This window comes from Asticcacaulis aquaticus, assembly GCF_028550415.1.
Classification (GTDB): Bacteria; Pseudomonadota; Alphaproteobacteria; order Caulobacterales; family Caulobacteraceae; genus Asticcacaulis; species Asticcacaulis aquaticus.
Genome location: NZ_JAQQKX010000005.1, coordinates 1 through 26742 on the forward strand (window position 1 = coordinate 1; position 26742 = coordinate 26742).

The 26742-nt window shown below is 61.4% G+C and carries 26 protein-coding genes; 11 read left to right on the forward strand and 15 right to left on the reverse strand.

Annotated elements, in window-relative coordinates:
• A partial coding sequence (gene araD1, locus PQU92_RS07480; RefSeq protein WP_272747596.1) for an AraD1 family protein occupies positions 1–767 on the reverse strand: 767 nt, incomplete at its 3' end.
• Positions 768–1027: 260 nt separating this feature from the next.
• On the opposite strand from araD1, the gene PQU92_RS07485 reads away from it, so the two are divergent.
• Entirely contained in the window at positions 1028–1819 is a 792-nt protein-coding gene (locus PQU92_RS07485) for a FadR/GntR family transcriptional regulator (RefSeq protein WP_272747597.1), read from the forward strand.
• A 58-nt stretch (positions 1820–1877) separates the two neighbouring features.
• Here the strand turns inward: PQU92_RS07485 and PQU92_RS07490 are convergent, their stop codons facing one another.
• The 3 genes from PQU92_RS07490 to PQU92_RS07500 all read right to left on the reverse strand — a co-directional run bounded on the left by PQU92_RS07490 (position 1878) and on the right by PQU92_RS07500 (position 5098).
• Positions 1878–2060, reverse strand: a complete 183-nt coding sequence (locus PQU92_RS07490) for a DUF1328 domain-containing protein (RefSeq protein WP_023460866.1) — start codon at positions 2058–2060, stop codon at positions 1878–1880.
• Positions 2061–2236: 176 nt separating this feature from the next.
• Positions 2237–2932: a response regulator gene (locus tag PQU92_RS07495; protein WP_023460869.1), complete on the reverse strand. Its 696-nt coding sequence runs from the start codon at positions 2930–2932 to the stop codon at positions 2237–2239.
• A gap of 123 nt (positions 2933–3055) precedes the next feature.
• Complete coding sequence (locus PQU92_RS07500; RefSeq protein ID WP_272747598.1) at positions 3056–5098, reverse strand: glycoside hydrolase family 97 protein; 2043 nt, start codon at positions 5096–5098, stop codon at positions 3056–3058.
• A gap of 237 nt (positions 5099–5335) precedes the next feature.
• Between PQU92_RS07500 and PQU92_RS07505 the strand changes: the two genes are divergently transcribed.
• Both PQU92_RS07505 and PQU92_RS07510 read left to right on the forward strand, forming a co-directional pair.
• Complete coding sequence (locus tag PQU92_RS07505; protein ID WP_272747599.1) at positions 5336–7480, forward strand: sensor histidine kinase; 2145 nt, start codon at positions 5336–5338, stop codon at positions 7478–7480.
• Positions 7473–8147 carry a LuxR C-terminal-related transcriptional regulator gene (locus tag PQU92_RS07510; RefSeq protein ID WP_272747600.1) on the forward strand — a complete coding sequence of 225 codons (675 nt, stop codon included), beginning with the start codon at positions 7473–7475 and terminating at the stop codon, positions 8145–8147. The genes PQU92_RS07505 and PQU92_RS07510 overlap by 8 nt, the downstream gene beginning before the upstream one ends.
• Before the next feature lie 233 nt (positions 8148–8380).
• Here the strand turns inward: PQU92_RS07510 and PQU92_RS18855 are convergent, their stop codons facing one another.
• The 3 genes from PQU92_RS18855 to PQU92_RS07520 all read right to left on the reverse strand — a co-directional run bounded on the left by PQU92_RS18855 (position 8381) and on the right by PQU92_RS07520 (position 11025).
• Positions 8381–8794: a type II toxin-antitoxin system PemK/MazF family toxin gene (locus PQU92_RS18855; protein ID WP_368407098.1), complete on the reverse strand. Its 414-nt coding sequence runs from the start codon at positions 8792–8794 to the stop codon at positions 8381–8383.
• Positions 8795–8875: 81 nt separating this feature from the next.
• Positions 8876–10351 carry a sensor histidine kinase gene (locus PQU92_RS07515; protein ID WP_272747601.1) on the reverse strand — a complete coding sequence of 492 codons (1476 nt, stop codon included), beginning with the start codon at positions 10349–10351 and terminating at the stop codon, positions 8876–8878.
• Positions 10351–11025 (reverse strand): response regulator transcription factor, encoded by a 675-nt coding sequence (locus PQU92_RS07520; protein ID WP_272747602.1) that lies wholly within the window; start codon positions 11023–11025, stop codon positions 10351–10353. Before PQU92_RS07520 ends, PQU92_RS07515 begins: the two co-directional genes overlap by 1 nt.
• Before the next feature lie 378 nt (positions 11026–11403).
• Here PQU92_RS07520 and PQU92_RS07525 point away from each other — a divergent pair, with 378 nt between their 5' ends.
• Both PQU92_RS07525 and PQU92_RS07530 read left to right on the forward strand, forming a co-directional pair.
• A complete protein-coding gene (locus PQU92_RS07525; protein WP_272747603.1) occupies positions 11404–11769 on the forward strand; it encodes a phasin in 366 nt (121 codons plus the stop codon).
• A 14-nt stretch (positions 11770–11783) separates the two neighbouring features.
• Positions 11784–12566: a 3-hydroxybutyrate dehydrogenase gene (locus tag PQU92_RS07530; protein ID WP_272747604.1), complete on the forward strand. Its 783-nt coding sequence runs from the start codon at positions 11784–11786 to the stop codon at positions 12564–12566.
• 6 nt (positions 12567–12572) lie between these two features.
• Here PQU92_RS07530 and PQU92_RS07535 read toward each other — a convergent pair whose 3' ends face one another.
• Positions 12573–14441 (reverse strand): ABCB family ABC transporter ATP-binding protein/permease, encoded by a 1869-nt coding sequence (locus PQU92_RS07535; protein WP_272747605.1) that lies wholly within the window; start codon positions 14439–14441, stop codon positions 12573–12575.
• Positions 14442–14625: 184 nt separating this feature from the next.
• Here PQU92_RS07535 and PQU92_RS07540 point away from each other — a divergent pair, with 184 nt between their 5' ends.
• The gene (locus tag PQU92_RS07540; RefSeq protein ID WP_272747606.1) at positions 14626–15438 is read left to right on the forward strand and encodes an SGNH/GDSL hydrolase family protein; all 813 of its coding nucleotides are present in this window, start codon (positions 14626–14628) and stop codon (positions 15436–15438) included.
• Here the strand turns inward: PQU92_RS07540 and PQU92_RS07545 are convergent.
• Entirely contained in the window at positions 15435–17216 is a 1782-nt protein-coding gene (locus tag PQU92_RS07545) for a bifunctional protein-serine/threonine kinase/phosphatase (RefSeq protein ID WP_272747607.1), read from the reverse strand. The genes PQU92_RS07540 and PQU92_RS07545 overlap by 4 nt on opposite strands.
• Positions 17217–17485: 269 nt before the next feature.
• On the reverse strand, positions 17486–18901 hold the full coding sequence (locus tag PQU92_RS07550; protein ID WP_272747608.1) for a methyl-accepting chemotaxis protein: 1416 nt from the start codon (positions 18899–18901) through the stop codon (positions 17486–17488).
• Between the two features lie 125 nt (positions 18902–19026).
• On the opposite strand from PQU92_RS07550, the gene mobA reads away from it, so the two are divergent.
• On the forward strand, positions 19027–19605 hold the full coding sequence (mobA, locus tag PQU92_RS07555; RefSeq protein ID WP_272747609.1) for a molybdenum cofactor guanylyltransferase: 579 nt from the start codon (positions 19027–19029) through the stop codon (positions 19603–19605).
• Between the two features lie 295 nt (positions 19606–19900).
• On the opposite strand, the gene PQU92_RS07560 is transcribed toward mobA, so the two are convergent.
• A complete protein-coding gene (locus PQU92_RS07560; protein WP_272747610.1) occupies positions 19901–20410 on the reverse strand; it encodes a phosphoribosyltransferase in 510 nt (169 codons plus the stop codon).
• 193 nt (positions 20411–20603) lie between these two features.
• A complete protein-coding gene (locus PQU92_RS07565) occupies positions 20604–21602 on the reverse strand; it encodes an MJ0042-type zinc finger domain-containing protein (protein ID WP_272747611.1) in 999 nt (332 codons plus the stop codon).
• 101 nt (positions 21603–21703) lie between these two features.
• Between PQU92_RS07565 and PQU92_RS07570 the strand changes: the two genes are divergently transcribed.
• From PQU92_RS07570 to PQU92_RS07585, 4 genes are read left to right on the forward strand one after another with little or no spacing between them, the layout of a single operon-like run.
• A complete protein-coding gene (locus tag PQU92_RS07570) occupies positions 21704–22465 on the forward strand; it encodes a cell division ATP-binding protein FtsE (RefSeq protein WP_438263812.1) in 762 nt (253 codons plus the stop codon).
• The gene (locus tag PQU92_RS07575; RefSeq protein WP_272747612.1) at positions 22462–23328 is read left to right on the forward strand and encodes a cell division protein FtsX; all 867 of its coding nucleotides are present in this window, start codon (positions 22462–22464) and stop codon (positions 23326–23328) included. Before PQU92_RS07570 ends, PQU92_RS07575 begins: the two co-directional genes overlap by 4 nt.
• Positions 23328–23981: a YdcF family protein gene (locus PQU92_RS07580; protein WP_272747613.1), complete on the forward strand. Its 654-nt coding sequence runs from the start codon at positions 23328–23330 to the stop codon at positions 23979–23981. Before PQU92_RS07575 ends, PQU92_RS07580 begins: the two co-directional genes overlap by 1 nt.
• Positions 23978–24694, forward strand: a complete 717-nt coding sequence (locus tag PQU92_RS07585; RefSeq protein ID WP_272747614.1) for a lysophospholipid acyltransferase family protein — start codon at positions 23978–23980, stop codon at positions 24692–24694. Before PQU92_RS07580 ends, PQU92_RS07585 begins: the two co-directional genes overlap by 4 nt.
• A gap of 38 nt (positions 24695–24732) precedes the next feature.
• On the opposite strand, the gene PQU92_RS07590 is transcribed toward PQU92_RS07585, so the two are convergent.
• From PQU92_RS07590 to PQU92_RS07600, 3 genes are all read right to left on the reverse strand, one after another.
• On the reverse strand, positions 24733–24936 hold the full coding sequence (locus tag PQU92_RS07590) for a hypothetical protein (RefSeq protein WP_272747615.1): 204 nt from the start codon (positions 24934–24936) through the stop codon (positions 24733–24735).
• Between the two features lie 288 nt (positions 24937–25224).
• Entirely contained in the window at positions 25225–26040 is an 816-nt protein-coding gene (locus tag PQU92_RS07595; protein ID WP_272747616.1) for a hypothetical protein, read from the reverse strand.
• A gap of 33 nt (positions 26041–26073) precedes the next feature.
• A complete protein-coding gene (locus PQU92_RS07600) occupies positions 26074–26718 on the reverse strand; it encodes a hypothetical protein (protein WP_272747617.1) in 645 nt (214 codons plus the stop codon).
• Between the last annotated feature and the right edge of the window lie 24 nt (positions 26719–26742).

The following is a 26742-nucleotide window of genomic DNA, read 5'->3' on the forward strand; positions in this document are numbered from 1 at the left end:
TCCTCGCCCGAGATGAACGGCTTCTGCCAGATCACTTCGTTGCCGCGGACGATCTTCGACGTGCCCTCGACGTGGGCGGGCAGGTCGCCCGTCAGGATTTCGACGCCGAGCGACGCCGGACGCAGCTTCGAATGGGCCAGCCACAGATAGTTCTGCTTCTCGACCACGTGGTCCGAGAACTCGTTGGCCAGGGCAAAGCCGATGCGATAGGCCTGAGCGTCGTCGCCGATGACGTAGATTCCGGCCATTTCCGGCTCCTCGCCGCCGTCTTCGGCAAAGTCCGGCGAGACCAGCGCCTCGCCCGGACCGACCAGACCGTGACCGTTGCCCTTGTAGAACCATTCCGGCTGCGCGCCGACCGCGCCCGATGCCGGCTTGCCGCCCTTCACGCCCATCAGGAACATGCGCATCGAGTCGGTCAGGTTCTCTTCGCCGGCTTCCTTGGCCTTGGTGTGCATCTTATCGCGGCCCTCGGCCGAGCCGAGGTGCGTCAGGCCCGTGCCGGTCAGGTGCAGGTGCGCCGGATCCGGATGGTCGATCGGCGAGAGGATACGACCTTCCGACAGGGCCAGCGCGATATCGACGCCTTCACCGAGGCCCTGTTGGGCGACCTGATCGGCAATCGAACGCTTGGCCGCGATGGCGGCGCGGGCCAGTTCGTAGGTCGAGGTGACGCCGAGGATGACCCTGGCGGAACCGTCGTCCTCACCGGCGGCGACACCGCGCGCCCCGTGGGCGTCGACGAACTGGATCAGGCGTAAGGTCATGGCGCTTCCCTCAGGATTATGTGATATAACTCAGACAATTGATTGTGACTTAGGCCGCGCTTTCGCGTTTGTCAAATCGTGTTTATGATGGCCGCGACGAATCTTAAATTTCCCCTCTCCCTGAGGGAGAGGGTGGTGCGCAGCACCGGGTGAGGGGGAACGGGTAGCCACAGAGGTGGTGGACGCATTTCCCCCTCACCCCAACCCTCACCCCGCAGGGGAGAGGGGGCAAAGTACCGGACGTGGAAACAAAAAACAGAATGACCATCGATACACCTTCGCATCCGCCGCTTCGCCGCACACCGGTGTCCGATCAGGCGCAAAGCTTCGGCCTGACGTTTCAGGGGCGGCTGCACGGAGCGCTGGCGCACCGGCTGGGGGTCGATATCCTCAAGGGCGTCTATGCCCCGGGTCAGGTCCTGCCGAACGAGATCGATTCGAGTTCCACTCTGGACATCTCGCGCTCGGCCTATCGCGAGGCGATCCGGATTCTGGCGGCCAAGGGCATGGTCGAGAGCCGCCCCAAGGCCGGGACCAAGGTCACCGAGCGCAAGCGGTGGAACATCCTCGATCCGGAGGTTCTGGGCTGGATGTTCGAGACCGAGCCGTCGGAAGACTTCATCAAGGGGCTGTTCGAGCTGCGGCTGATCACGGAACCGGCGGCGGCGGAGCTGGCGGCGCTCAGGCGCACCGAGGCGCATCTGAAGCAGATGGATGCGGCGCTGGACGTGATGGAGACGGAGACGCTGGCGACCGAAGCGGGACGCAAGGCGGATCTGGAGTTCCACGACGCGCTGATGAACGCGACGGGGAACGAGGCTCTGGCCAGTTTATCGCATTCCATAGGCGCGGCGGTGGCGTGGTCGACGCGGTTCAAGCAGCGCTCGGGGCCGCTGCTGCGCGACCCGGTGCCGGACCACCGCCGGGTCTATGACGCCATCCGGCGTCAGGATGCTGGTGCTGCAAGGTGGTGCATGGAATCCCTCATCCGCATGGCCCTCGATGACACACAACGAACCATGAAAACTCAACTCATCGAGCCAAGGGGCTGACATAACAAAACCCCCCGCCGAACTTCGGCGGGGGGTTTTGTTTGCGCATTTGCGTCCACTATAATCGCGGGTTTGCACTGCGTCCGGTGATCGCATTGTAAACCAGACCGGCGATGAACAGCACCACGAAGATCACGGCGATGAACTTGGCGATATCGGCGAACGTGCCGGCGAGGCCGGAGAAACCGAACAGGGCGGCCACGACGGCCAGAATGAAAAAGGTGATGACCCATCTCAACATGGAAAGTCTCCGTAAGTAGTTGAATATCAGCTCGAAGACCATCCTGCGCCTCAGGGCATAAGAATACAAAATGGTGTCATTTCATCGGCGTAAAACCGGAATAAAAAATAAAACGGCGGCCGTTGGGGCGCGGCCGCCGTTTCTTCGCAGGGAGAGCGCTTAACCGGAGGGGGCTGTTAAGCGACGACCTCCATGCGGTAACCGATGCCGGATTCCGAGACGATGGCCTTCGACAGGCCTTCCTTCGCCTCCAGCTTTTCGCGGACCTGACCGATATAGACGCGCAGATACTGCGTATCGTCGACGTGGGCCGGGCCCCAGACTTCCTTGAGGATCTGCTTATGCGTCAACATGCGCCCGCGGTTGACGAGGAAAAAGCGCAGCAGGTCGTATTCCTTCGGTGTGAAGGGGACCTTCTTTTCCTCGATGAAGACTTCGTGGCGCACCAGGTCCATGCGGATCGGGCCGTTGGTGACGTCGGGCTCGCCGACTTCCTTGACGACCGATTTGCGCAGGTTGGCGTTGATGCGCGCCAGCAGAACTTCGGCGGAGAAGGGCTTGGTCACGTAGTCATCGGCGCCGAGGTTCAGGGCGGCGGCGGCATCCATGTCTTCGGAACGCGCGGTCAGGACGATGATGGGGATATTCGACCACTGACGAATCGTCTGGATCACTTCCTTGCCGTCGATGTCGGGCAGGCCGAGATCGAGCAGAATCAGGTCCGGCTTGACCGAGGCCGACAAGCGAATCGCCTGCTTGCCGTTCTCGCTTTCGACAACCTTGAAATCCGCGACATCGAGAAAGATGTTGAGCATCTTGCGGATTTCATCTTCGTCATCCACCACAAGAATAGTGTTCTTTTTCTCGATCATCAGGCGTCCTCTGAAAACAATAAGCCAGTCGAAATACAGGTTTTTATAACGGCTTTATGGGTAGCCTTCCAAAAATAAAAATTAAATGCGGCTGTGGGCGGCATTTCCCAAAGGAGGGAAGTGTCACAGGGCGCGAAAGCGGATGGCCTGCCCGCCGCCGGGCGCAAGGTAGAGTGTCAGGCTGTCGGCGGCGGTGACATTGCGCGTCTCGATAACCAGTGAGTGCCGGGTTTCCGTGCGGAAATCGGCATCGTCGCCGTCGCGGTATATCTGGGCTTCATAAGCGCCCGGATCGAGGAAATCGAGCGCCACAGTGACCTGACGGGCCTCTGCATTGGTCACGGCGCCCAGATACCAGTCGCGCCCGCCGCGTGTCTTACGCACGATCAGCGCGTGTTCGCCCGGTTCGCCGCTGAGCATCCGTGTGTCGCTCCAGTCGGTGGGGACATCCTTGATGAACTGGAACGCCGCCATATCGCGCTCGTAATGTTCGATCAGATCGGCCGCCATGTGGATCGGCGAATAGAGCACGACATAGAGCGCCAGTTGCTTGGCCTTGGTCGAATAGATCGGCTGACCGTTGCCTTGCAGTGATAAAATCCCCGGCGTGAAGTCCATCGGCCCGGAGAGCATCCGCGTAAAGACCAGATTGACCTCATGCTCCGGCGGGTTCGGCGGATTACCCCAGCAATTATATTCCATGCCGCGCTGGCCTTCGCGCGACACCCAGTTGGGCCAGGTGCGACGCAGGCCGGTGTCCTTGATAGGCTCGTGCGTATTGACGGCGATTCGGTACTTTGCTGCCGTTTCGGTGACGCGCTGGAAGTGGCGTACCATGTCCTGACTGTCGTTCCACGTAAAATACACGGTGCCATCGGGGGCGCTCAGTTGCGCGCCGCCCGCGTCGGCCACATAACCGGTCTTCACCGAATCGACGCCGTGCTGCAGATAAAGCGCAAAGGCCGCCTCCATCTGGGCTTCGTAGCGCGCGGCATTGCCCGCCGTTTCGTGGTGGCCGACGATGCGGACGCCTTTTTCGCGCGCATAGGCGGCGACCTCGGCGAGGTCGAAATCGGGATAGGCCTCTACGAAATCGAACAGGTGCCCGGTGGCGAACCAGTCTTCCCAGCCGAGGTTCCAGCCTTCGACCAGCACGCCGCGAAAGCCGTGCGCAGCGGCGAAATCGATATAGCGCTTGGTATATTCGGTTGTCGCGCCGTGGTTAGGCCCGGCCTCCCACGTTTTGAGCCCAAGGTGCATGTCCCACCAGATGCCGACATATTTGAACGGCTCGACCCAGCTCACATCGCCGAGAATATTGGGCTCATTCAGGTTCAGCATCAGCGGCGAATGATAGAGGTCCGGCGCGGTGTCGGTGATGATCATCGTGCGCCACGGCGTCGCAAAGGGGGCGGGGCGCGTCACGCTCGGGCCGGTGGACGAGGGGGCCAGCCGCACCTTGAGCCGCTGCCCGTCGACCCGGCGCAGCCACGCGGCGGCATAGTCGATCAGGGCGGCTTCGTGAAAGGCGATGTAAAGGCCCGAGTCGGTCTTGACCGTCATCGGCGTCTGCGATTGTGAGACCTCGGCCAGCGGCGTCTGCTGGACGATATATTCTTCGCGGCTCCATTCCCCCGCGACGTTCCAGAAGGCCGTCGCAGAATCCACCACCGCAAATTCGGTCAGTTCGTCGCTGATGTTGAGGACCGGCAATTGCGCCTGATCGGGGAAAACGTAGCGGAACCCGACCCCGTCATCGAACAGGCGAAACACGACACTCATCCGACGGTTTTCGAATTTTGCCTGAACCAGATCGACGCGCAATTCGGTGTGGTGGTCGCGGCGGAATTGCCATTCACCCCACGGCTGTTCCCACGTCTCGTCGTGCGTCGTGGTAGTCGCGGCTTCCAGCGCGAAATGCCGGTCGAGCTTGGGGTGGTCGGTCAGGATGAATCCCAGCCGCGACGGGGCGATGACGGGCCGCCCCTTGCGGTCGACCATATAGGCGGCGCGGCCTTCCTTATCGAGCCCGATGCGCACCCGGATCACGCCGCCGGGCGAGGTGGCCTCTGCCACCACCGCATAGCCCGTGTCCCTTGTCACTTCGGCGTCGAGGGTCGGGATATCGACGGCCGGGGCAACCCAGCCGATGGTCGTAGTGCTCATGATGATCCCTGTCCCAATTATGCCGCCGCAGATTAGGGCGCTTATCGCGGACTGTCACCGCCTTTAATGAGCCGCGGCAAATCCGTCACCGTTGAATAAAAAGACGCAAGGCAATCTTCCTTTCAGTAATTGTCATTTGGCGACCCCCGCGTTTGGGGGTAATGATTGCGACCAAAATAAGGCCTGAATTGCGACCTCGTTACAGGGCGGGCCATATCCAGAAAGTCATGTCCACCCGTGTCCGATACGCGCCTGCCGTCCAAAGCCGCTCTTGACCGCCTGCTGGGCAATGCCGCCCTGTGGGGCGTGGCGGTGGCCACGGTTGCCCTGGTCGTGCTGACGCTATGGGCCGCGCTTAACCTGCCGCAGTTCAGCGGGCGGTTCGTGGCCAGGGATGACGCCGTCTATCTGATAACTGACGATGGCGAAGGCCGCGTCACAGGCCTGTCCAATCTTAAGGTGCTATTGTTCACGCCGGAAGCCGCGGATTTCGTGCCTGAGCCCGACACCCTGCCCGGCTATGCCGACTATGACCGCTTCCTGTCGCGTCAGGCGGTGCTGAACCGCATGGCGCAGGGTGATTTCATTCGGGTGTGGATCGACGGCGGCCCGGTGCAGGATCTGAGGCCGCAGCCGCGCACAATGGCCGACCTGCCGCCCGCCTTCTGGTCGCCGGTGATCACCGGTCTGATCGTTTTCTTTATCGGTGGCTGGGTGTGGGCGATGCGACCGCGTGACCTGGTGACGCGACTGCTGTTCCTCAATGCCTTTGGTCTGATGGTGTCGGCCCTGAGCATGGCCGTCTATGGCGCGCGGCCTCTGGCGGTTGAGCCGCACCTGTTCCTGTCTCTGATGGTGCTCAACCACGCCGGGGCGGCGCTGTTCGGCACATCGATTCTGGCGTTGCTGATGCTCTATCCGCGGCGGCTGACGTCCGGCAACTGGGCGCTGGCCATGCTGTTCAGCGTCGTGCCGATCGTCGTTGCCGATCAGATGCGGCTTCTGGGCTCGCCCGGCGGGACGTACCTCGTCAACGGTATCCATACGCTGGGGATTCTCGGCCTGATCGCGGCGCAGGCGGTGGCGACGCGGCGCGATCCGCGCGGACGGGCGGCGCTGGTCTGGCTGGGGGTGTCGGTGGCGCTGGGGACCGTGGCGTGGATGACGGTGGTCACGCTCTACGCCCTGTCAGGTGATCTGACGGCCATGCCCGAAGCCTATGCCTTCCTGAGCTTCCTTGTCATCTATCTGGGGCTGGCCTTCGCCGTCAGCCGGTTCCGCCTGTTCGAGGCGGGCGACTGGGCCTTTCGGATTCTGTTCTTTGCCCTGGCCGCCGTGCTGTTCATCGCGCTCGACGCGGCGCTGGTCTATGTCGCGCATCTGGGGCAGTCCCCGGCCATGACCCTGTCCATGCTGCTGATCGCCTTCGGCTACCTGCCATTGCGCGACGGGCTGTGGCGACGGATCGTACGCGGCAAGGCGCTGGATGGCGAGGCGCGTTTTGCCGCCGCGCTCGACATCGTCCACGCGCCGGCGACGGAGCGCGCCGATCGCTGGGCCAACCTGCTGCACGGTCTATTCGAGCCCCTGCGTATCGACGCGGTTGCGGGCGCGGTGCCGGTCGCCGCCATCGAGGCCGAAGGCATGGCGTTGTGTGTACCGTCCTTCGAGCCGGGGCAGTCCCTGCGCCTGAACGAGCCGCGTCTGGGGCGCAGTCTGTTCACCCCGGCGCAGGAACATCAGGTGCGGCAGTTATGGGCCCTGATCGACAGCGGCGTGGCGGGGCTGGAGGCCTATGAACGCGGGGCGAAGGCCGAGCGGCGCAAGGTCGCGCAGGATCTGCACGACGATGTCGGCGCGCGGCTGCTGTCGGGCCTGATGGTCGCCGACGACCGGACCCGGCCGATCCTGCAATCGGCGCTGGCCGATATCCGCACCCTGTCGTCCGCTATGCTGGCCGAGGCCGCTCCGCTCGGTCACGTGCTGGCCGATGTGCGGGCCGAAGCGGCGGGGCGACTGGAGGCCGCGGGGATCGCGCTCGACTGGGAGCTTGCGCAGGATACCGATGCGGTCATCGATCACGCTCAGCAAAAGGCGCTGGTCTCCGGTGTGCGCGAAATCGTGTCGAACATCATCCGTCATTCGGGTGCCGCGCAGGTCATCGCCGGAACGCGAATGGATGACGGTCTGACGCTGACGATCGCGGACGATGGCAGGGGGCTCGATGCCGGCCTGACCGAGGGCAGCGGCCTGCCGGGGCTGCGCGCGCGTTTTGCCGCCGCCGGCGGGCGCGCCGACATATCAAGTGAAACCGGCGTATCCGTCACCTTGCACCTGCCGGTGACGGAACGCCCTTTATCGGGGATGGACGCGTATGGATGACGGTGTATTCCGGGCCGGAAAGCCGGTCTGCCTGCTGATCGAGGATCAGCCCAGAACGCGCGACTGGATGCGCGCGGCCCTGACCGAGGCCTATCCGGACGCCGAGATCGTCGATGCGGCGACGCGGCGCGACGCCAATCTGTGGCTCGATCATTTTGCCGCCACGCCGGAGCGCCTGTGGCTGGTGCTGGTCGATCTGGGCCTGCCGGACGGGTCGGGCGTCTGCCTGATCCATCGCCTGACGGTGGAGTTCCCCAAGGCGGTCAGCGTGGTCGCCTCGATCTATGACGACGACGCGCACCTGTTCGAGGCCATATCCGCCGGGGCACAGGGCTATCTGCTCAAGGATCAGGCGCCGGAACAATTTGTGGGCTATCTGAAACGCATCGAACAGGGCGAACCGCCTTTGTCGCCGTCGATCGCGCGGCGACTCCTGACGCATTTCCAGAAACGCCCTCAGGTCAGCGCGTCGGGCGTCCCGCTCACCAGCCGCGAGACCGAGACCCTGACGCTTCTGGCGCGCGGCCTGACCATCAACGAGATCGCCAAACGCCTGAATCTGAAAGGGCAGACGGTCGCCAGCTACGTCAAAACGATCTATCAGAAGCTCAATGTCTCGTCCCGTGCCGAAGCGACTCTGGCCGCCGTGCACAGAGGACTGGCGTAAAACAAAAGGCCCCGGACGAATCCGAGGCCTCTGCTATTGGCTCCCTTTCGGGCGGCGAAGGCTATTTTCAAGCCCCGCAAGTTTTTTAGTCATGCCCGATGCAAATCGGAATATTACGACACTGACCATAGCTTGACGTCGCTAGGTGGTCAGTGGCCCTTGTCAGGGTCTTAATGCGGATGTCAAAAGACAGAGCCGCCACGCTGTCAATATAGGCAAGATCGCTCAAAATGTCAAAGGGGTGGAATACCCAAGCCGTACAGTACGCAATGACTAATAGCCTTCATGTGTACATCCGAAAGTCGGCTCAACTGATAAATTCGCTTACCATTGGCATCCTTCCCCAGTCGGAGGAGATCTACACGGTGAAGACCAACCGCATATATCATATCGCCTTTTACCCAACGGGGTATATTGCCCCACGCCGCAGGTAACTGAAAAGGTATATCCAGTTGGTAATGATAAGCCTGCGGCGGGTTTGGAACCGTTGTACTTAAGGGGACAACGGTACACAATCCGACGCGTGCGGCAATCGGCGGCGATATGACAACGCATAGACGCGGCTTCACCATTTCAGGCTCTTTGAACGCCTTATCAAAATTTACAGCAACTATGGTGCCGCGTTTAGGGTGATAGCTAAGAGCCAAGTCGAGTCTATTGATCAGTCAAATATATATGGTTGAATATATTTAGGGTGCAATTTTTAGAATACCAACATTTTTTCTCACTCACCCCTCATACGGCGGCAGGACCAGCGCGGTACGCAATCCCGGGCCCTGATCCTTATATACCCCCGGCCCCTCATCGATCGTCAGGCGACCGCGGTGCGCGACGGCGACGGCCTCGACCATCGATAGTCCCAGCCCCACACCCGGCAGGGAGCGTGAATTTTCCAGCCGCACGAAACGCTGCGTGATGCGGGCGCGGTCGGCTTCGGGGACGCCCTGACCGGTATCGGTAACCGAGAACTCGACCTCCTGCCGCGAAGTGAGGCGCAGGCGCAGCGTGATGCCGCCGGTCTGGGTATATTTGATGGCATTGTCGAGCAGGTTGGCCAGCGCCTGAGCCAGAAAATCGCGGTTGCCGAAGGCCGTGACGCCCTTGTCGATTTCCGACGTAAACTCCAGCCCCTTGTCCTCAGCCAGAATCTCGAACAGCTCGCACATGTCCATGGCCAGAGCCGTCGCGTCGAACGGTTTCTGATCCGGTGCCTGACCGGCGGCCTGAAGGCGAGACATCGAAAACACCGTCTGGAAGGTGCGCAGCAACTGATCGGTTTCGGCCAGAGCCTTCTCGATCACTTCGGGGGCGTGCGACGGGTCTTTCTCGACGTCGTAGAGCGACACCTCCAGCTTTGAGCGCAACCGCGACAGCGGCGTCCTCAGGTCGTGTGCGATGGCGTCGCCAGCGTATTTGAGATTGCCCATGGTCTTTTCCATGCGGTCCAGCGTCTCGTTGACCCGCTGCGCCAGCGCGTCGAATTCGTCGCCGGAATGGCGCAATTTCGCGCGTGCCTTGAGATCGCCTTCCTTGACGGCGTCGAAGACCTGCATCAGGCCCTGCACCGAGCGCGACACCTCGTTATTGATGATCATGCCGGCGAACAGCCCCAGCACGATGACCAGCACGCCACCGCCCCACAGGGCCTTGAAACCCATGTCGAAACCCTTTTCCGACCACGAGGTGTCCATGCCGACATAGAGGTTGAGGCCGGGCCTGAGCGTCAGGACCTGCCCACGATAGGCATAGGCCTTGCGCTGTCCCGCCGGATCGGTCAGGCGGTAATTGATCTGAAACGGTGCGCGCGCATCGGGCAAGGTTTTGATGCGTTCGCGGATATGGTTGAAGACGCGCGGCGTGACCTCGGTCATCGCACGGCGGTTCTGCGCCAGAACGCGGCCCTGATCGTCGTAGATGTTCTTGATGAAGAACCACTCGGTGATGTCTTCCTCGACCAGGGTCTCCAGCACCGCCGCCTCGCCCTGTTCGCGATAGACTTCCTCAAGATAGTCGATGCGCGACCTGACCTGAGCGTCCGACACGGCCTTGGTTTCGGATGACGAGGCGATGTAGATATAGGCGAAGATCAGCACCGCCACGAAAGAGTAGACGGTGATGAACATCAGGGTCAGACGGAACGGCGTCTGACGGAAAACGTTGGAACTAAAACTCAGGTTCCGTAAATTTGGGATGCGGAACGGCATCAGGCTTTCAACTGATAGCCTTCACCGCGCACGGTGTGCAGCATAGGTTTGTCGAAACCCTTGTCGAGCTTGGCGCGCAGACGCGAGATATGCACGTCGATGACATTGGTCTGCGGGTCGAAATGATAGGCCCAGACCTTCTCCAGCAGCATGGTGCGGGTCACGCTTTGGCCGACATGGCGCATCAGGAATTCGAGCAGCTGAAACTCGCGCGGTTGCAGGTCGATTTCGGTCGTGCCGCGTTTGACGACGCGGGTAATCAGGTTCATCTCAAGCTCGCCGACGCGCAGCACGGATTCGACGGCACCGGTGTCCTTGCGGCGCAGCAGGGCCTCGACGCGCGCGACCAGCTCGACCAGAGCATAGGGCTTGACCAGATAGTCGTCCGCCCCGGCCTTGAGGCCATAGACGCGGTCTTCGAGTTCGCCCAAAGCGCTGAGGAACAGCACGGGGATATCCATGCCTTCGGAGCGGGCGATTTCCAGCATCGACACACCGTCGAGCCCCGGCATCATCCGGTCGAGCACCACCACGTCGAACGCCCCGCCGCGCAGGGCCTTTAGCCCGGCTTCGCCGTCATGCGTCACGGTCGAGTCGAAGCCCTGTTCCTTGAGGCCCTTCTGCATGGTCAGGGCCGCTTCGACATCGTCTTCGACAATCAGTATGTGCGTCATGAAATCCGGCCCCGCCTGCATAAAATCGTATCATTTATGTCTAAAGCGCTTTCCGAAACCTGTGAAGGGGCCGCCGCGTTAAAAAGATGTCACGTTTGGAGGTTCAGACGCCTGCTGCGATGCACAATCCGCGTAAAATCGGGCTAGTATCGTGAATTCGAAGTTCGCCTCATTTTGATATCAGGCGCAAAGCGAACTTCGAATTCAAAACGATACTAGATTCAATAATTAACTAGTGTCCTATTGAATCTGAAATTCGCCACAGGTCGATATCGAGATCATGCGAATTTCAGATTCAGGACACTAGCGATTATGGAAAAAATGGAGTTAGATTATCGTAACCCTGACCGACGGAAAACAAAGGGGGGAGGATGCACCATGACCAATCCGGATTCACCGTTCGAAAAAGGCCTCAAGCTGATGGGCGCCCAGCAACAGCTGGCGACGCGCTCTCTGGTCAATCTGATCGAGATGATTTCGACCAGTTCGCACCGTTACGCTCAGGAAACCACCGATTTCACGCGTGACGCCCTGTCGTTGATGCAGGAGGCTTCGCGGACGCGTGACCCGGCGGAACTGCGCGAACTGCAGAGCCAGTGGGCCAAGACCTGCGTCAAATATAGCCAGAACCAGACGCGCGCCACCATGAGCTTCGTGGAACAGTGCGGCCTGCAGGCGCTCAATGTGGCTTCGACCGCAAAAGCGCCCCAATCCGAAGATACCCCGGAACCGCCAAAGGAATAGTAAGGAGATACCCTATGCTGTCAGGAAAAACCGCCCTCGTTACCGGCTCCACCTCAGGCATAGGTCTGGCCATCGCCCGCAAGCTGGCTGCCAATGGCGCGAAGATCATGCTCAACGGCATGGGCAACCCCGACGACATCGAAAATATCCGCGCGGGCATCGCAGCGGAATTCGGCGTCGAGGTCTGTTTCAACGGTGCCGATCTGACCAAGCCGGATCAGATCGCGACCCTGATTTCCGATGCGCATGAGCGTTTGGGCGGGCTAGATGTCCTCGTCAACAATGCCGGGATTCAGTTCGTCTCGCCGATCGAGGATTTCCCGATCGAAAAGTGGGACGCCATCATCGCGCTCAACCTGTCCTCGGCCTTCCACACGACGCGCCTCAGCTTCAAGGCGATGAAGGACAAGGGCTGGGGACGCATCGTCAATATCGCTTCGGCCCACGCGCTGGTCGCCTCGCCGTTCAAGTCGGCCTATGTGGCGGCGAAGCACGGCATTGCCGGTCTGACGAAAACCATCGCGCTGGAAGGGGCAGAGCACGGCATCACCTGCAACGCCATCTGCCCGGGTTACGTGCTGACGCCGCTGGTCGAAAAGCAGATCCCCGACACGGCGAAGGCGCGCGGCATCACCGAAGAAGAGGTGGTGAAAAACGTCCTTCTGGCGGCCCAGCCGACCAAAAAATTCGTCGAAACCGACGACATTGCCGAACTGGTCGTGTTCCTGTGTTCGGACGCCGGACGCTCGATCACCGGGTCGCTGCAATCAATCGACGGCGGGTGGACGGCGGCGTAAGCCCTTTTACTCCGCCGGTGCGGCCTCGACCTTTTCCTCAGCTTCCAGCGCCTTGGCCAGTTGATCGCGGGCCTGATCGGCGGCCTTCTGACGCTCCCACATGCTGTGATAGATGCCGCTGATCTTCATCAGTTGCGCATGGGTGCCGCGTTCGGCGACAACCCCGTCTTTCAGTACCAGAATTTCATCGGCCCCAACGACGGTCGAGAGGCGGTGAGCGATGACCAGAGTCGTGCGGTTGGCCGACACCTCGTCCAGCGAGGCCTGAATTTCGCGCTCGGTATGGGTATCCAGCGCCGAGGTCGCCTCATCCAGCAGCAGGATCGGCGGCGATTTCAACAGCGTCCGCGCAATGGCCACGCGTTGCTTTTCACCACCTGACAGCTTCAGCCCGCGCTCGCCGACCTCGGTATTGAAGCCCTGCGGCAGGGTGGCGATGAAACCGCTGATCTGGGCCTTGTTCGCGGCATCGACCACATCGGCTTCGGTGGCATTGGCGCGGCCATAGGCGATATTGTAGGCGATGGTGTCGTTGAACAGGACGGTGTCCTGCGGCACCATGCCGATAACCTTGCGCAGCGAGGTCTGGTTGACGGCGCGGATGTCCTGCCCATCGATCTCGATCGAGCCGCCCTTGACGTCGTAGAAGCGGAACAGGAGGCGCGAAATGGTCGACTTGCCCGCGCCCGACGGCCCGACGATGGCGACGGTCTTGCCGGCCGGGACCTCGAACGACACGCCCTTGAGGATCGGGCGGTCGGCATCATAAGAGAAGACGACATCGTTGAAGCGGATTGCGCCGTTGCTGACCACGAGGTCGGCGGCATCGGGATTATCGACCACCTCGGCGGGCTCGTCGAGCAGTTTGAACATGGCGTCCATGTCGGTCAGAGACGTGGTGATTTCGCGATACAGCGTCCCGATGAAGTTCAGCGGGATCGACAATTGCGCCATCAGGGCGTTGATCATGACGAAGTGGCCAATGGTCTGACCGCCGGCCATGACTTCGCGCGCCGACATCCACATCACCGCGCCCATGCCGACGGTGAAGATCACCGCTTGCCCAAGATTGAGCCAGGCCAGCGAGGTATAGGTCTTGATGGCGGCCTTTTCGTACTTGGCCGTCGCGCCGTTATAGCGGGTGGATTCGAGGCCTTCGTTGTTGAAATATTTGACGGTTTCGTAGTTCAGCAGCGAATCCACGGCCTTCGACATCGAATCCGTATCGGCGTCGTTCATGTCTTTGCGGATTTTGATGCGCCAGTTCGAGGCGACGATCGAGAACCACACATAGAGCCACACGGTCACCGCAATGATGACCACGTACATCCAATTATATTCGTGCCCGATGATGGCCGCGGTCAGGAAGAATTCGATGATCGTCGGCACGCCCATCAGGATGGTCAGGCGGACGATGGTCTCGATGCCGGTCGAGCCGCGCTCGATGACCCGCGACAGGCCGCCCGTGCGGCGTTGCAGGTGGAAACGCAGCGACAACTGATGCAGGTGAATGAAGGTGCGGTTGGCCAGGCCGCGCACGGCGTGCTGCCCCACCGGGGCGAACAGGGCGTCGCGGACCTGATTAAGCGCATTGGCCGCCAGACGCGCCGCCGAATAGGCCAGCACCATCAGGATCGGCGAGGCCAGCAGCAGGTTGGTCACAGTGACATTTTTCGGGTCCAGCGCATCGGTCGCCCACTTATAGGTATAGGGCATCAGGACGGTGAACACCTTGCCCAGCACCAGCGCGAACAGGGCGGCGACCACGTACCAGCGCAGATCGGCGCGATCCTTAGGCCACAGATAGGGCTTGAGCACGGCCATCGTGGTTGCGAATTTCGAGGGTGGTTTGGCGGTGGCAGCGGGCGTGGTCATGACGGATCGGAAGCTTTCGGGCATGTAGGTGCAGCGCACTATATATGTCCGCAATGGTACAAAATCCAACGCGCAAACGATTTATTTTTACACGCATAACCGATAGTGTATGCTCAACATCAATCAACCAAGCTTCTCTCTCCCTGAGGGAGAGGGAGCTATCAATCATAAAAAAGGAAACACCATGCTTCGCCGTTCACTGATCGCCGCCGCGCTTTTGTTCGCCACGCCTGTTTGCGCGGCGGAAAAGCCTGCCGCAAAACCCACCGGTAACGGCCCTACCCGCGTCATCCTTGTCGGTGACTCGACCATGACCGACAAATCCGGCTACGGCAAAGGCTTCTGCGCCCAGTTCAAGCCCGAGGTCGTCTGCGTCAATGCGGCGCGCGGCGGGCGCTCGTCGAAGAGCTATCGCGTCGAAGGCCTGTGGGACAAGGTGATGGAGCAACTGGCCGATAAATCCTTCGGCAAGACCTATGTCCTCGTCGCCTTCGGCCACAATGACGGCTCCTCGAAGCCCGAACGTCACACCAATATTGAGACCGAGTTCGGCCCCAACATGCGCGGCTACGTGCTGGACGTGAAAAAGGCCGGGGCGACCCCGGTTCTGGTCACGCCCCTGACGCAACGTCATTTCAAGAACGGCAAAGTCCAGAACGACCTGTTGCCGTGGGCGCAGGTGACGCGCCTGATCGCCAAAACCACCGATACGACGCTGGTCGATCTCTATGCCGAAGGCCAGATCAAGGTTCAGGAAATGGGCATCGCCGAGTCCCTGACGCTGGCCGGTCAGCCGGTGCCGCAAAACGTTATCGACGCCGTGCCGACGGGCACGACGGTCCCCGCCGTCTTCACCGACGCTTCGCAGGGGCAGGGCAATGCACAGGCCTTCGACTATACCCATACCGGCCCGAAGGGCTCGGACTATTTCGGCAAGATGGCCGTCGATCTGTGGGTTGCCGCTGATCCGAAAATCAAGGCACTTCTGAAAGACTAAAGATCTGGGAAGCCGTGCTCACGCAGCACGGCTTTCACCTGCTCGACGTCCAGACCGGGCAAGAGGCCCAGTTGCATCGCGCCAAGCCACAATACCAGCGCGGTGAGGACCGCCGTCGCAATCTGCCACGGACGTTGCGGGGCGCCATAGGTCTTGCGCAATGACGCCGGGGCGGCCCCGTAGGAGCCGGTTTCAAGCTTGAAGGCCATCTCGAACCCATCCTGAAAGCGCTCGTCCGGATTGGGGGCGAGGGCCTGCAGGATGAGGCTTTCCAACCAGCCCGGCGCGTCCTTGCGCTTTTTGGTCAGCGGGTCGGGGCGTTTCAACACCGGCTTGGCAAAGGGTTCGGCCTCGCCATAGGGATAGGAACCGCCGGTAAACATGCGGTGCAGGGTCACGCCCAACGCGAAGATGTCTGAGCGCTCATCCCCCCACTGGCCTTCGAACAGTTCCGGCGCCATGTAATTGTTCGTCCCCGGCGGCAGGATGCCGGTCTTTTCATCAAGCGCGGGCAAACGCGCGAAGCCCAGATCGACCAGTTTCAGCCCCCCGTCTTTCAACAGGATGATGTTGTCGGGCTTGACGTCGCGATGGATGATGCCGACGCGGTGCAAAGACCCCAGCGCCTTGGCCAGCTTGGTGGCGATGTCGATACCTTCCTCAAGGCTCAATTCCGGCGAACGAGACAGTCTCTTCTCCAGCGTTTCCCCTTCGTAGAAAGGCTGTGCGACATAGAGACAGGTTTGTCTTTTGGGCGGCAGTTGCAGGACCGAACCGATCCAGATGTGCTGGACGCGGCTAGCCACCCAGGTCTCACGCACGAAGGCCGCGCGTGCCATGGTCTCGGCCCCCAGATTGTGGGGCTTGGGGAATTTGAGCAGGACGTTCGACTGGGGTCCGGTCGCCGACAGGTCGCGGGCGCGGAAGACGCGGCTATAGACACCGTCGGCCAGCATGGCTTCCAGCTTGAAATCGTCGACGATCGCGCCGGTTTCGGGCGGATCGAGCATCGGCAGCTTGGCGATGGCCGCGTCGAGATCCTTGACCGTGGCGGGCGGCAGCTCGAAAATGTCGATGACCAGCACGGTGGCGTTGTCGTCGCCGCCGTTATGGATGGCCAGATCGACCAGCTTCTGAGCCGTATCATCGGCGGAATGGCGCTCGGACAGGATAGTATTGATCTGGTTCTCCGACACCTTGCCGTGGACGCCGTCCGAACAGAGCAACAGGCGATCATGCGGAAAGATGTCGTGGATGCGGTAATCGATGCGCACCACTTCTTCGAAGCCGATGGCGCGGGTCAGAAAGGGCGAGTCTTCACCGCCCTGAGGCTTGTGGTCACGCGTCATCTGCCCCAGATAGCCCTCGCGCCAGCGATAGAGCCGCGTGTCGCCGACGTGGAAGCTGTGCAGGCGGTTGCCCTTGATGACCACGCCGGTAAAGGCACAACTCATGCCCTTGACGTTCTCGTCCTTTTCGCCTTGCCGGAAGATCCAGTAATTGATGCTTTCCAGCGCTCGCCCGGCGGTCTTTTGCGGTGACAGGGCCTCGGTCTGGCTGAGATAGTCGTCGATGAAGGAGCGCACGCTGAGTTCGGCGGCGACGCGTCCACCCTTGCGTCCGCCCACACCATCGGCCAGCGCCGCGACAAGCCCGTGGTGCGAACCGTCGTCGGCCAGACACGAGGCGGCGAAGTCCTGATTGTCCTCGCGGCGGCCGATATGGGTCGCAAAGCCGACAGCGGCTTTGAGGCGGGAATGGGTAGCGGTCGCGACCATGGTGTCTTTCTTCGGCAAACCCGCCTTTCATACCTCCCCAGTTTACTGGGGAGGGGGACCGCACGACGCGCGAAGCGCTAGATGCGGTGGTGGGGGCTCGCCCGGCCTGCCCCTGCTCAGAGGGATGAACCTGAGATGGCCCCCCTCCGTCGTTTTCGCTTAATGCTCAAACGCCACCTCCCCCGGCACGCCGGGGGAGTATGAGGGGACGGGACACGGTTAGTAATGTATCAGGACGATAAAACGAAAGAACCGCGATTGGCAAAGCTTTACAGCTTCACACCGATTCTAAATCCGCCCCAGTGTCTTCCGTGCACGAAAATAGGTGCCGAAACGTCTTTCATCATGATGAAGTCGCCGTTGCCCATGTCGCGGCGATAGGCCTGAACCAGCGGCGAGCCGTTGTTTTGTCCGGCCCGCAGGCCGACGCGATCGTTGAACAGGCGACGGTTGCGGCAATTGGCGGCATTCCATTCGGGTTCGAAAGGGCGTTGGGGTTGCGAAAACTTGCGGTTATGGGTGGGCAGGAAGCCCTTGCGGTCGACCGCAGCGCAGAAAGATATGCGCGAGTCAAATCCCAGTACCTGTTCCTGTACGTCCGGCAACAGACGGTCGGTGAGGGCGACGAAACGTGTCATATACTGTGGTGGGTCGCTGTCTTCTATGGGTTGATAACGCTCATCGAACAGGTCTGTCTCGCTGATATCGCCGGCGATCAGGGCCTCTTCGAACAGGACGCCGATGCGCGCAGCCGTTTCCGCGGCCTTGCGCACCATGGCACTGTCGGCATTCTGAACGCCCGCCGACGCGGTGACCTGCATGATGGCTTCGCCGTCCATCGCCACGCGCTCAAGGCGTTTGCCGCCCTCCGCCAGTAGTTTGTCCAGCGCCACCACATCGGCAGAAAGCGCGGACAGACCGGTCTGTACGTCGGTCGAGCGGCCCTCGATCAGACCCGCTCCGTTGGTCACGGCGTGAACCGTTTCCCGCACCTGGGCGAATGTCCCGCTGATGGCGGCCAGAGACGCGGTTTCCGCCCCTTCGGAGCGCCCCGACATGGCCAGGGCCATTTTCAGGTTCTCCTCGCTGATGCGCATCAGGGCGTCGATTTCCTGAGTCAGCGCGCCGAGCGTCTGCTGAATATGGCGCGACGCCTCGCGCGTCTGTCCGGACAGGGTCTTGACCTCCTGCGCGACGACGGCAAAGCCACGCCCGGCGTCGCCCGCACGGGCGGCCTCGATCGTGGCATTGAGCGCCAGTAGATTGGTATTGGCGGCGATGGTCTCGATCGACTTGGCGACGTGTCCGACCGAAGACAGGGACTGCGACAGGGACGAGATGCGCGCGGCCGAGCCTTCGGCGCTTTGCACCCACTGGCTCATGGCATTGAGTGCCTCGCCGACACGGTGTTCGGTTTCGCGCGCCGAGCGGTCGAGCGTGCCTTCGGCGGCACGGGCCAGTTCGACCAGACGGGCGTTTTGCGCGGAAACTTCAGCGGCGGCCTGCGCCAGCGTATCCAGCGTTTTCGCCTGATCGCCGTGGCGGCGGATGACGGTGTCGACGGCACCGGAGACCGAAACGAGTTCCAGCCCCAGCGATCCGGCGATGTCGGAAATGCGGGCAATCAGCGCGGCTGTGTCGTGGGTGCGGTCTTCAGCTGCGGGCGCAAGGGCCTGATCGATCATGAAAGCGTTTCCTGTAAATCCGGCGTTGCGGAGCCGGGCTTTTGCCGCGAATCATGTAACGATTTGGTGCTAACGTAAACCTTCGACTATGGTCGTATGACGTTTTGCAAAAAGGCAGGTTTATCGTGATCGGACTGGTTCTGGCCGGTGGCGCCGGGGTGCGGATGGGGGGTAACAAGCCCTTTCAGCCCCATGGCGGAAGCACCCTGATCGACCGGGTGATCGAACGCCTGTCGCCTCAGGTCGATGGGGTATGGATCAATGCCGGGGCGGCTGGCCATCCCCTGTCTGATGCCTTGTCAGAACTGGGGTTGCCGCTGGTTTACGACGATGCGGATTGGGCCGCGCTAGGGCCGCTGAGCGGGGTGTTGTCCGGGCTCCTGGCCGCGCAAGCCGCAAACGCGGAAGCCCTGATCACCGCGCCCTGCGATATGCCGAACCTGCCGCCGGATATGGTGGCGCAACTGGTGGCCGCCCGGCGGAAAACCGGCGCAGAGATCGTCCATTTCAGGGGGGAACGCGACTATCCGCTATGCGCCCTGTGGTCGGTCGAGGTCGTCCCGGCTCTACGCATCGCTCTACAAACCGCTAAATCGCAGGGCGGGTTGAGCGTGTTCAGGTTTCTGCAAACACAGAAGACAATGACTATTTCAGTGACAGATGAACTGGCATTTTTAAACGTCAATTATCTGGATAAAAGCTAGCTGTTATTGTCCAGATGCCAGATTTTTTTCTCGCAGATACGGCATTTAGATAACGGTATGCTCCACAAAGCAAAAGCAACAGGCCCGTTTATAAAAGACAATCCACGCCCTTGGCATCTGGTGCATAGCTTGGGCCGCACCCACTTCCAGAAACCCAGAAAATATAGTCCCGCAGCTATCAACCCGGCAGGAAGTGCCGTGTGAAAGCAGAGATAAGCCACGCAATAGACTATAACACAGACGACCAAAAGCAGCAGGGATCTGAAAATATAGCTTCTGTAACCTTGTTTCACGATTAATCCAGCGCGCCGATAAACGGCAGACCGCGCAGACGTCCGCCGTCATCGAGGCCGTAGCCGACGAGGTAACGCTTGGGGGCCTCCCAGCCGACATAGTCCGCTTCAATGTGGCGGGCGACGGGCTTGGATGCCATGACGGCGGTCAGGACTTCGGTTGCTCCGGCGCGCAGCAGATGGTCGCGGGCGAATTTCAGCGAGGCACCGGTATCGAGGACGTCGTCCATGATCAGCACCTGTTTGCCCTGTACCGGGCGTTGCAAATCGGCGCGCAGGATCATCTCGCCGCTTTCGCGTCCGTCGCCGTAGGACGACAGCCACATCGAGTCGAACCCGATGCCGAGACCGATCCGCGCCAGAGCCCGGGTCAGGTCGGCGGCAAACCAGATACCGCCGGACAAGAGGCAAATCCCGATGGTGTCGTCGGACAGGCGTGGGGCCATGTCTTTGGCCATGGCTTCGATGCGCGCGGCGATGTCGGTTTCACTCAGCAGGATGTCGTAGGTCATGCACGGTCCGGAACGGTAAAAATAGAAACAGGTTTCAGGATATAGAGCATGCTGCGAAAAAGTGGAAACCGGTTTTTCGCATCAAGCATGCGGCCACTAAAGAATCCAGACCACGCTACGTTTCCTTCAAAACGCAGCGTGGCCTAGAGGCGTGTGTAGAAATCAACCCCGCGCCAGACCGTTACGTTTGAAATCAGTGATGGCCTGCGTCGGACGCGCCGTGCGCGGGCTTGAGCTCCGGCAGTTTTTGCGCCGGGGCATGGGTTTCGGGCGCGTGGTCCGTGGGGGCCGGCTCGTGCGTATCGGCGGGGGCATGGCCATCGCCATGATCTTCGGCTATCGGCACCGCATCGGCGACCGGTGCGTCGTGACCTGCCGGTGCAGCGTCATGTCCGTCGCCGTGAGCGTCGCCTTCGTGGGCGGCGGGCGTGGCGTGATCTTCCGCCGGATCGGCGTGATCGCCTTTCAGCATCGACGGACGCAGGCGCTGCATATCCTTCATAGCCTGCATGTCGAAGCCGAGATCGAACAGCTTAATCTGGTTCTGGGCGTCGGGCAGATCGAAGACGAGGGTGCGCGTGGCGTTGGGTTCGACCGTCAGGCCCTGCGGCGGGATGAGGATGCTGCCGACCTCGGCACCGTGTTCGTCGAGAATCTTGACGCGCACCGGCGGGACCGGGGTTTCTTCGTTGCGCACATTGCGCACGACGGCGGTCACGGTGACGGCGAAACGCCCCCCGCGCAGGACGGTCTCGGCCTTTTGCGACACGAATTCCAGACCCGCGGCATTGACCGGTACGCCAACGGCAGCATAGGCCCCGGCCAGACGCGGGAAGGACTTCACGACATCGACGCGCAACAGATAGGCGCCGGCCATGATCATGACGAAGGTCGCGGCCAGTGCGCTCCAGATGATGCCCTGCGCCATTAGCGCCTTATGGCGTTTCTGGCCCTCGATCATCTCGCGGTACATCGACGGGATTTTCTTGGCCTTGACCTCGGCAAGCTTCTTGGGCGCCTTGACGGCGGGCTTTTCGACGGCCTTGTCCAGCGGCAGCTCGATCGGCTCTTCGGCCTTATGCGCGTGCCACGTCGTCTTGCACGCCGCGCAGCGCACCGTGCGGCCCTGCGGCCCCAGTTGAGCGTCGTCTATGGCATAGGCCAGGGCGCATTTCGGACAGGTTACAAGCATGTTTTCGGCGAATCGCTGCATAAAGCCCGTTAACCAAAACGGGTGTTTAACCTTTTTGGCCCAAAACTCTTAACAAGTGATAAGCGATTAACGGAAACCGCGTGGCCCCGATCTCCGAAGACGACGATATTTTCGCGCCCGATCACCGGCAGGTGGTCGTGTTCGACGGCGTGGGCCTGGGCTACGAAGGGCACGGCCACACGGGGCACGATCCGGACCATTACATCCTGAAAGACCTGAACTTTTCGCTCGAAGCCGGGTCGTTTCACTTCCTGACCGGACCGTCGGGCGCGGGCAAGACCTCACTGCTCAGGATGATCTATCTGTCGCAAAAGCCGTCGACCGGCGAAGTCAGCCTGTTTGGCGAACGAATCAGCTATGCCAACCGCAATCAGACGGCCCAGCTTCGCCGCCGCATCGGCATCGTGTTTCAGGATTTCCGTCTGCTCGACCATCTCGACGTGTTCGACAATGCCGCCCTGCCGCTGTTCGTGCGCGGCGAAGACCCGAAGCGGTTCGAGGCCGACGTGCAGGAACTGCTCAACTGGGTGGGGCTGAAAACCCGGCTGCACGCCATGCCGGACGTCCTGTCGGGGGGTGAGAAGCAGCGGCTGGCCATTGCGCGCGCCGTGGTCAATCGTCCGACGCTTATTCTCGCCGATGAGCCCACCGGCAATATCGATCACGCCATGGGTTTGCGCATCATGCGGCTTTTCATCGAACTGAACCGGCTGGGGGCCACCGTGCTGATCGCCACCCACGACGAAGCCCTGATCCGCGCCTCGGGGATGCCGGTGCTGGAACTGCGCGAGGGTCGGGTGCACAAACGCGATCTGACGGCGACGGTACGGGGGGGATCATGACCCTGAAACGCAAGGATTTGCTGCCGATTCAGGACACGCGCGAAGTGTCGCTGCGCTACGTCATCGCCGTGCTGTTTTTCCTCGCCTCGATGGCGTTCCTGATCGTGCTGGCGTCGAACCGCGCCGCGACGGGCTGGTCGCGCGAAATCCGCTCCGAAGTCACCGTGCAGGTCCGTCCGACGGGGCTGGAGACCGGTTCCGTCGCCGCCGCGCGCGCCGCCGAAGTGCTGGCCGGGGTTTCGGGCGTCAAGGAGGCGGCGGCCATAGAACCCGAACGCGCCAAGGAACTGATCAAGCCGTGGCTGGGCGACGCCGTTCTCGAAGACCTGCCGCTGCCCAATCTGGTCGAGGTGCGTCTGGACGATAAGGCGCCTGCCAAAACCGCCGCCCTGTCCGAAGCCCTGGCGGAAAAGGAGATCGACGCGACCATCGACGACCATTCGACCTGGCTTGAGGATATCGAAAAGTCGGCCCTGATTATCCGGCTGATTTCGATCAGCATTTTCCTGCTCATCGCCTCGGCGGCGGCGGCCGTGGTGGGCTTTGCGACGCGGGCGGGCCTGACGGCGCGCGCCAATATCGTCGAGGTCCTGAGCCTGTGCGGGGCGACCGACCTGTTCATCGCCCGGCGGTTTCAGTACCGTTTCGCGCGCATGGCGGGCCTGAGCGGTCTGTTCGGTGCGGGGGCGGCCGGCGCGGTCATGGCGGTCATTAAAGTCACAGCCGCGTCACAAAGCTTCCTGCTGGCCCTTCCCTTTTCGTGGCTTGACCTGTTAGTATTAATACCTTGTCCGTTGCTGGCGGCGGTAATCGCGGCCTTTACGGCGCGGACGGTCACCTTGAGGATGCTGGGGGAGAGCTGATGCGGCGTCTCGTTGCCGTGCTTCTGATCGTGGTCTTGTGGGCGGCGGGGCTTCTGGCCTTTGCCGATCGCGTCATCGACTCGACACCGGCCTCCGAGCCGGATCAGGCTGCCGATGCCATCGTCGTCCTGACCGGGGCGTCGGATATGCGCATCAAGGAAGGCATGCGGCTGCTGGAGCGGCGCAAAGGTACGCGGATGCTGATTTCCGGCGTCAATCGCGAGGTTACCCGTGACGAACTGCTGACCGTCACCGAAGGCAACAAGCGGCTGTACGAATGCTGCGTCGATCTGGGGTACGAGGCGCAGACGACGCTCGGCAACGCCCACGAAGTCGCCGAATGGGCGAAGGCCAAAGGGTTCAAGGACCTGATCGTCGTCACCTCCGACTACCACATGCCACGCAGTCTGCTGGAGATCAAGGCGACCTTGCCGGGTGCAACGCTGCATCCCTATCCGGTCGCGACGCCGTCTCTGGACGCCCGGGCGTGGTGGAAATCGGGATCGGGCAGCCGGACCCTAGTGATCGAATATTCGAAATATCTTGCCATACTGGGCCGCGATATGCTGTTGAGCGTCAAGGGCCTGTTCAGCAAGGACAAGCCAGAAACAGACGGCGCGCCCGACGCGTCGGCGGAAGGTTCGGCTTCGTGAATTTCATTCGTTCGCTGGTTTACGTCGTCTGGCTGTACGGCGCCGTGGTCGTGGTCGGCCTTCTGGGCATGCCGTTCATGCTGGTCTCGCGGCCCTGGGGCATGACGGTCATCCGTATCTGGGCGAAGACGGCCCTGTGGGGGTTGCGGGTCATTTGCGGCGTCAAGGTCGAGTTCCGGGGGCTTGAACACCGCCCGACCGGTGCGGCCCTGATTGCGGGCAAGCACCTCAGCATGCTTGACACCATTGCGCCCTTTGTCGTGCTGGATAAGACCTGTTTCATCCTGAAAAAGGAACTGACCTATCTGCCGTTTTTCGGCTGGTATATCTGGCGCACGAAGATGATTCCGATTCAGCGCAAGGATGCGGCCAAGGCGCTCAAGGCCATGGTCGCCGATACACGCGACCGTCTTGAGGACGGGCGGCAGATCGTGATCTTCCCTGAGGGGACACGCTCGGACGTCGGCGAGGATGCGGCCTATAAGCCGGGCGTGGCCGCGCTTTACCGCGACGTGGACTATCCGTGCCACCTGATGGCGACCAATTCGGGACAGTTCTGGCCCGCGCATGGCATTACGCGCAAACCCGGGACGGTGGTGTTCGAATTCCTGCCGCCGGTGCCCGCTGGTCTCAAGCGCGGCGAATTCATGAGCGAGATCAAGACGCAGCTGGAGACGGCGTCCAATGCGCTGATCGCCGAGCATTCGAAATAATTGAAAAAGGCCACGAACCGCGTTCGTGGCCTTTTCATTTAGTGCGCCGTCGCTGCCGTGCACTTCTTCTTGCACTCGACCCAGGCGGCGAGGCATTTGTTCTGGTCCTTGCCCGCTTTCTGGCAGGCCGCATAGATTTCATTGCATTTTTTCTTACAGTCTGCGGCCTGGGCATACACCACCCCCGCCGACAATACCGACACGACCACGACGGCCGCAGCGACCTTACGCACGTACTTCATCGGACGCCTCCCTTGGCGATTTCTCTGTCTCTTGGACGCCGGTTCCGGACATCCGGCGGCGCTTCTTATGCTGTGACCGCGTAGGATGCGATCCAGTGTAATTGAGTGTAACCCAATTTTGGGATTCGCCAAGAGGGAGAATAACGACGGTATGCAATTGCCGTAAGGGAAGGGCTCAGGGCGCGACCGTCATCGAAGGCAGCAACAGAAGGGCTGGCGCAGCGGCCACCGCCAGAAGCCCCAGACTGAGCAGGATCGCCCGTACTGTCGGGCTTTTCAGGGCGCGCTTCATGGCTTCTCGAATTCCTGCACGATCTTCAGCGCGGCGATCTGCATGATCAGCTCGGCGTTCTTGTCCAGTTCGCCGGTGTCGTCGATACGCATCTGGGTCAGTTTGCGCTGGGCGTCGGTATCATTGACCTGAGTGAGGTGCAGCAGTTCGTCGCGCGTCAGGTTCTGGGCGTGCTGCCGCGCGCTGACCAGCAATATCTTGTCACCCAGTTCCGTGGCGACCACCGCTGCGATGCTGGCCAGACGGTAGCGATCCGCTTCGCTGAGGGCGTTGAGATCGATATATTTGCCGACCTCGGTCACGATGAGGCGCATATGCACCTCGTTGACGAAATGGCGGATGATGGCCTCGGTGCCATCGACCTCCAGCAGACGTTGCGCCAGGGCTATGCGGTCGTCGTAGCTGCTGTCGCCCTTGACCGCCGCGCCGGGGGCCTGTGCCGCGACCAGAACCGGCCTGGGTTTGGTATCGATCATCTCGATGGAAGGGGCGATCTGTTCCTTGACGGCGGCCTGTACGTCGTTTTTGGCTGTGGGCGCGAGATCATTGCCTTTCGTCAGGTCCTTGTACGGCACCGGGGCGGCGGGCGTATCGCGCACCGAGTCGTAGGGCAGGGGGGCGGCGGGCTGGAACGGCAGCGGCGCTTCCGGCGCGGCAATCGGGCGGTTCTGCAACTTCTTCACGGGTTTCGGCGCGACGACGATAGGGGCGCCGGGCTCCTTAAGCGGCACCGGTGTCTGCGCGACGGCGGCAAACGATACGCTCATCATCAGACCAGCGCACAGACCGGCCATCTTCGTTTTAACTGACAAAACCCTGAACCCCCACATACGCCCCAAACCTGCTTAAGACGAGATCGATTGCTGGAACGTCTTGATGATCTTGACCACCGCATCGACCATGAAGCCTTGAATCTGCTGGGCATTGGCTTCGGGATTGGCGAATTTCCCGGCATTGTATTTCGCCGCCGCCAGACCGGAATTGGCGTTGATCAGCGACACGATCTCCGCTTCCTCGAAACCGGCGGCCTGCGCGGTAGCGATCTGGTCGATGATGGTGACCTCGGCTTCTTTCAGCACGCGATCGGCGATCTGGTCGAACTTGGCTTCTTCGGACGGCAGCAGGTTCTTTTTGCCCTGACGCTCAAGGATGACCAGTTTTACCGCCGACTTGGTATTGGCGAGGATCATCCGCACGTTCTTGGCCGTGCCGTTCAGCTCCATGAGCTGCTTATAGAGGGCGATCTTGCGCGTCTTTTTGGCCGCGGCGGCCTTGTCCTCAACGGATACGGTCGAGGCGGCGGTGCCTTCGACCTTGGGCGCGATGCCGATAAGGGCCGGGTCGATGACCAGCTTCGGCGCGGTGGGCGCTTCGGGCGACAGGAAGGAGCCTTGCAGGGTCGGCGGCACCAGCGTTTCCGCCGACGCGATGCTGGCTGAGGCCATAAGCCCCAGCGCCATTACCGTTACGATTTTACCCGATATTGCCATGAACGCCCCCAAAACCACGCCTGT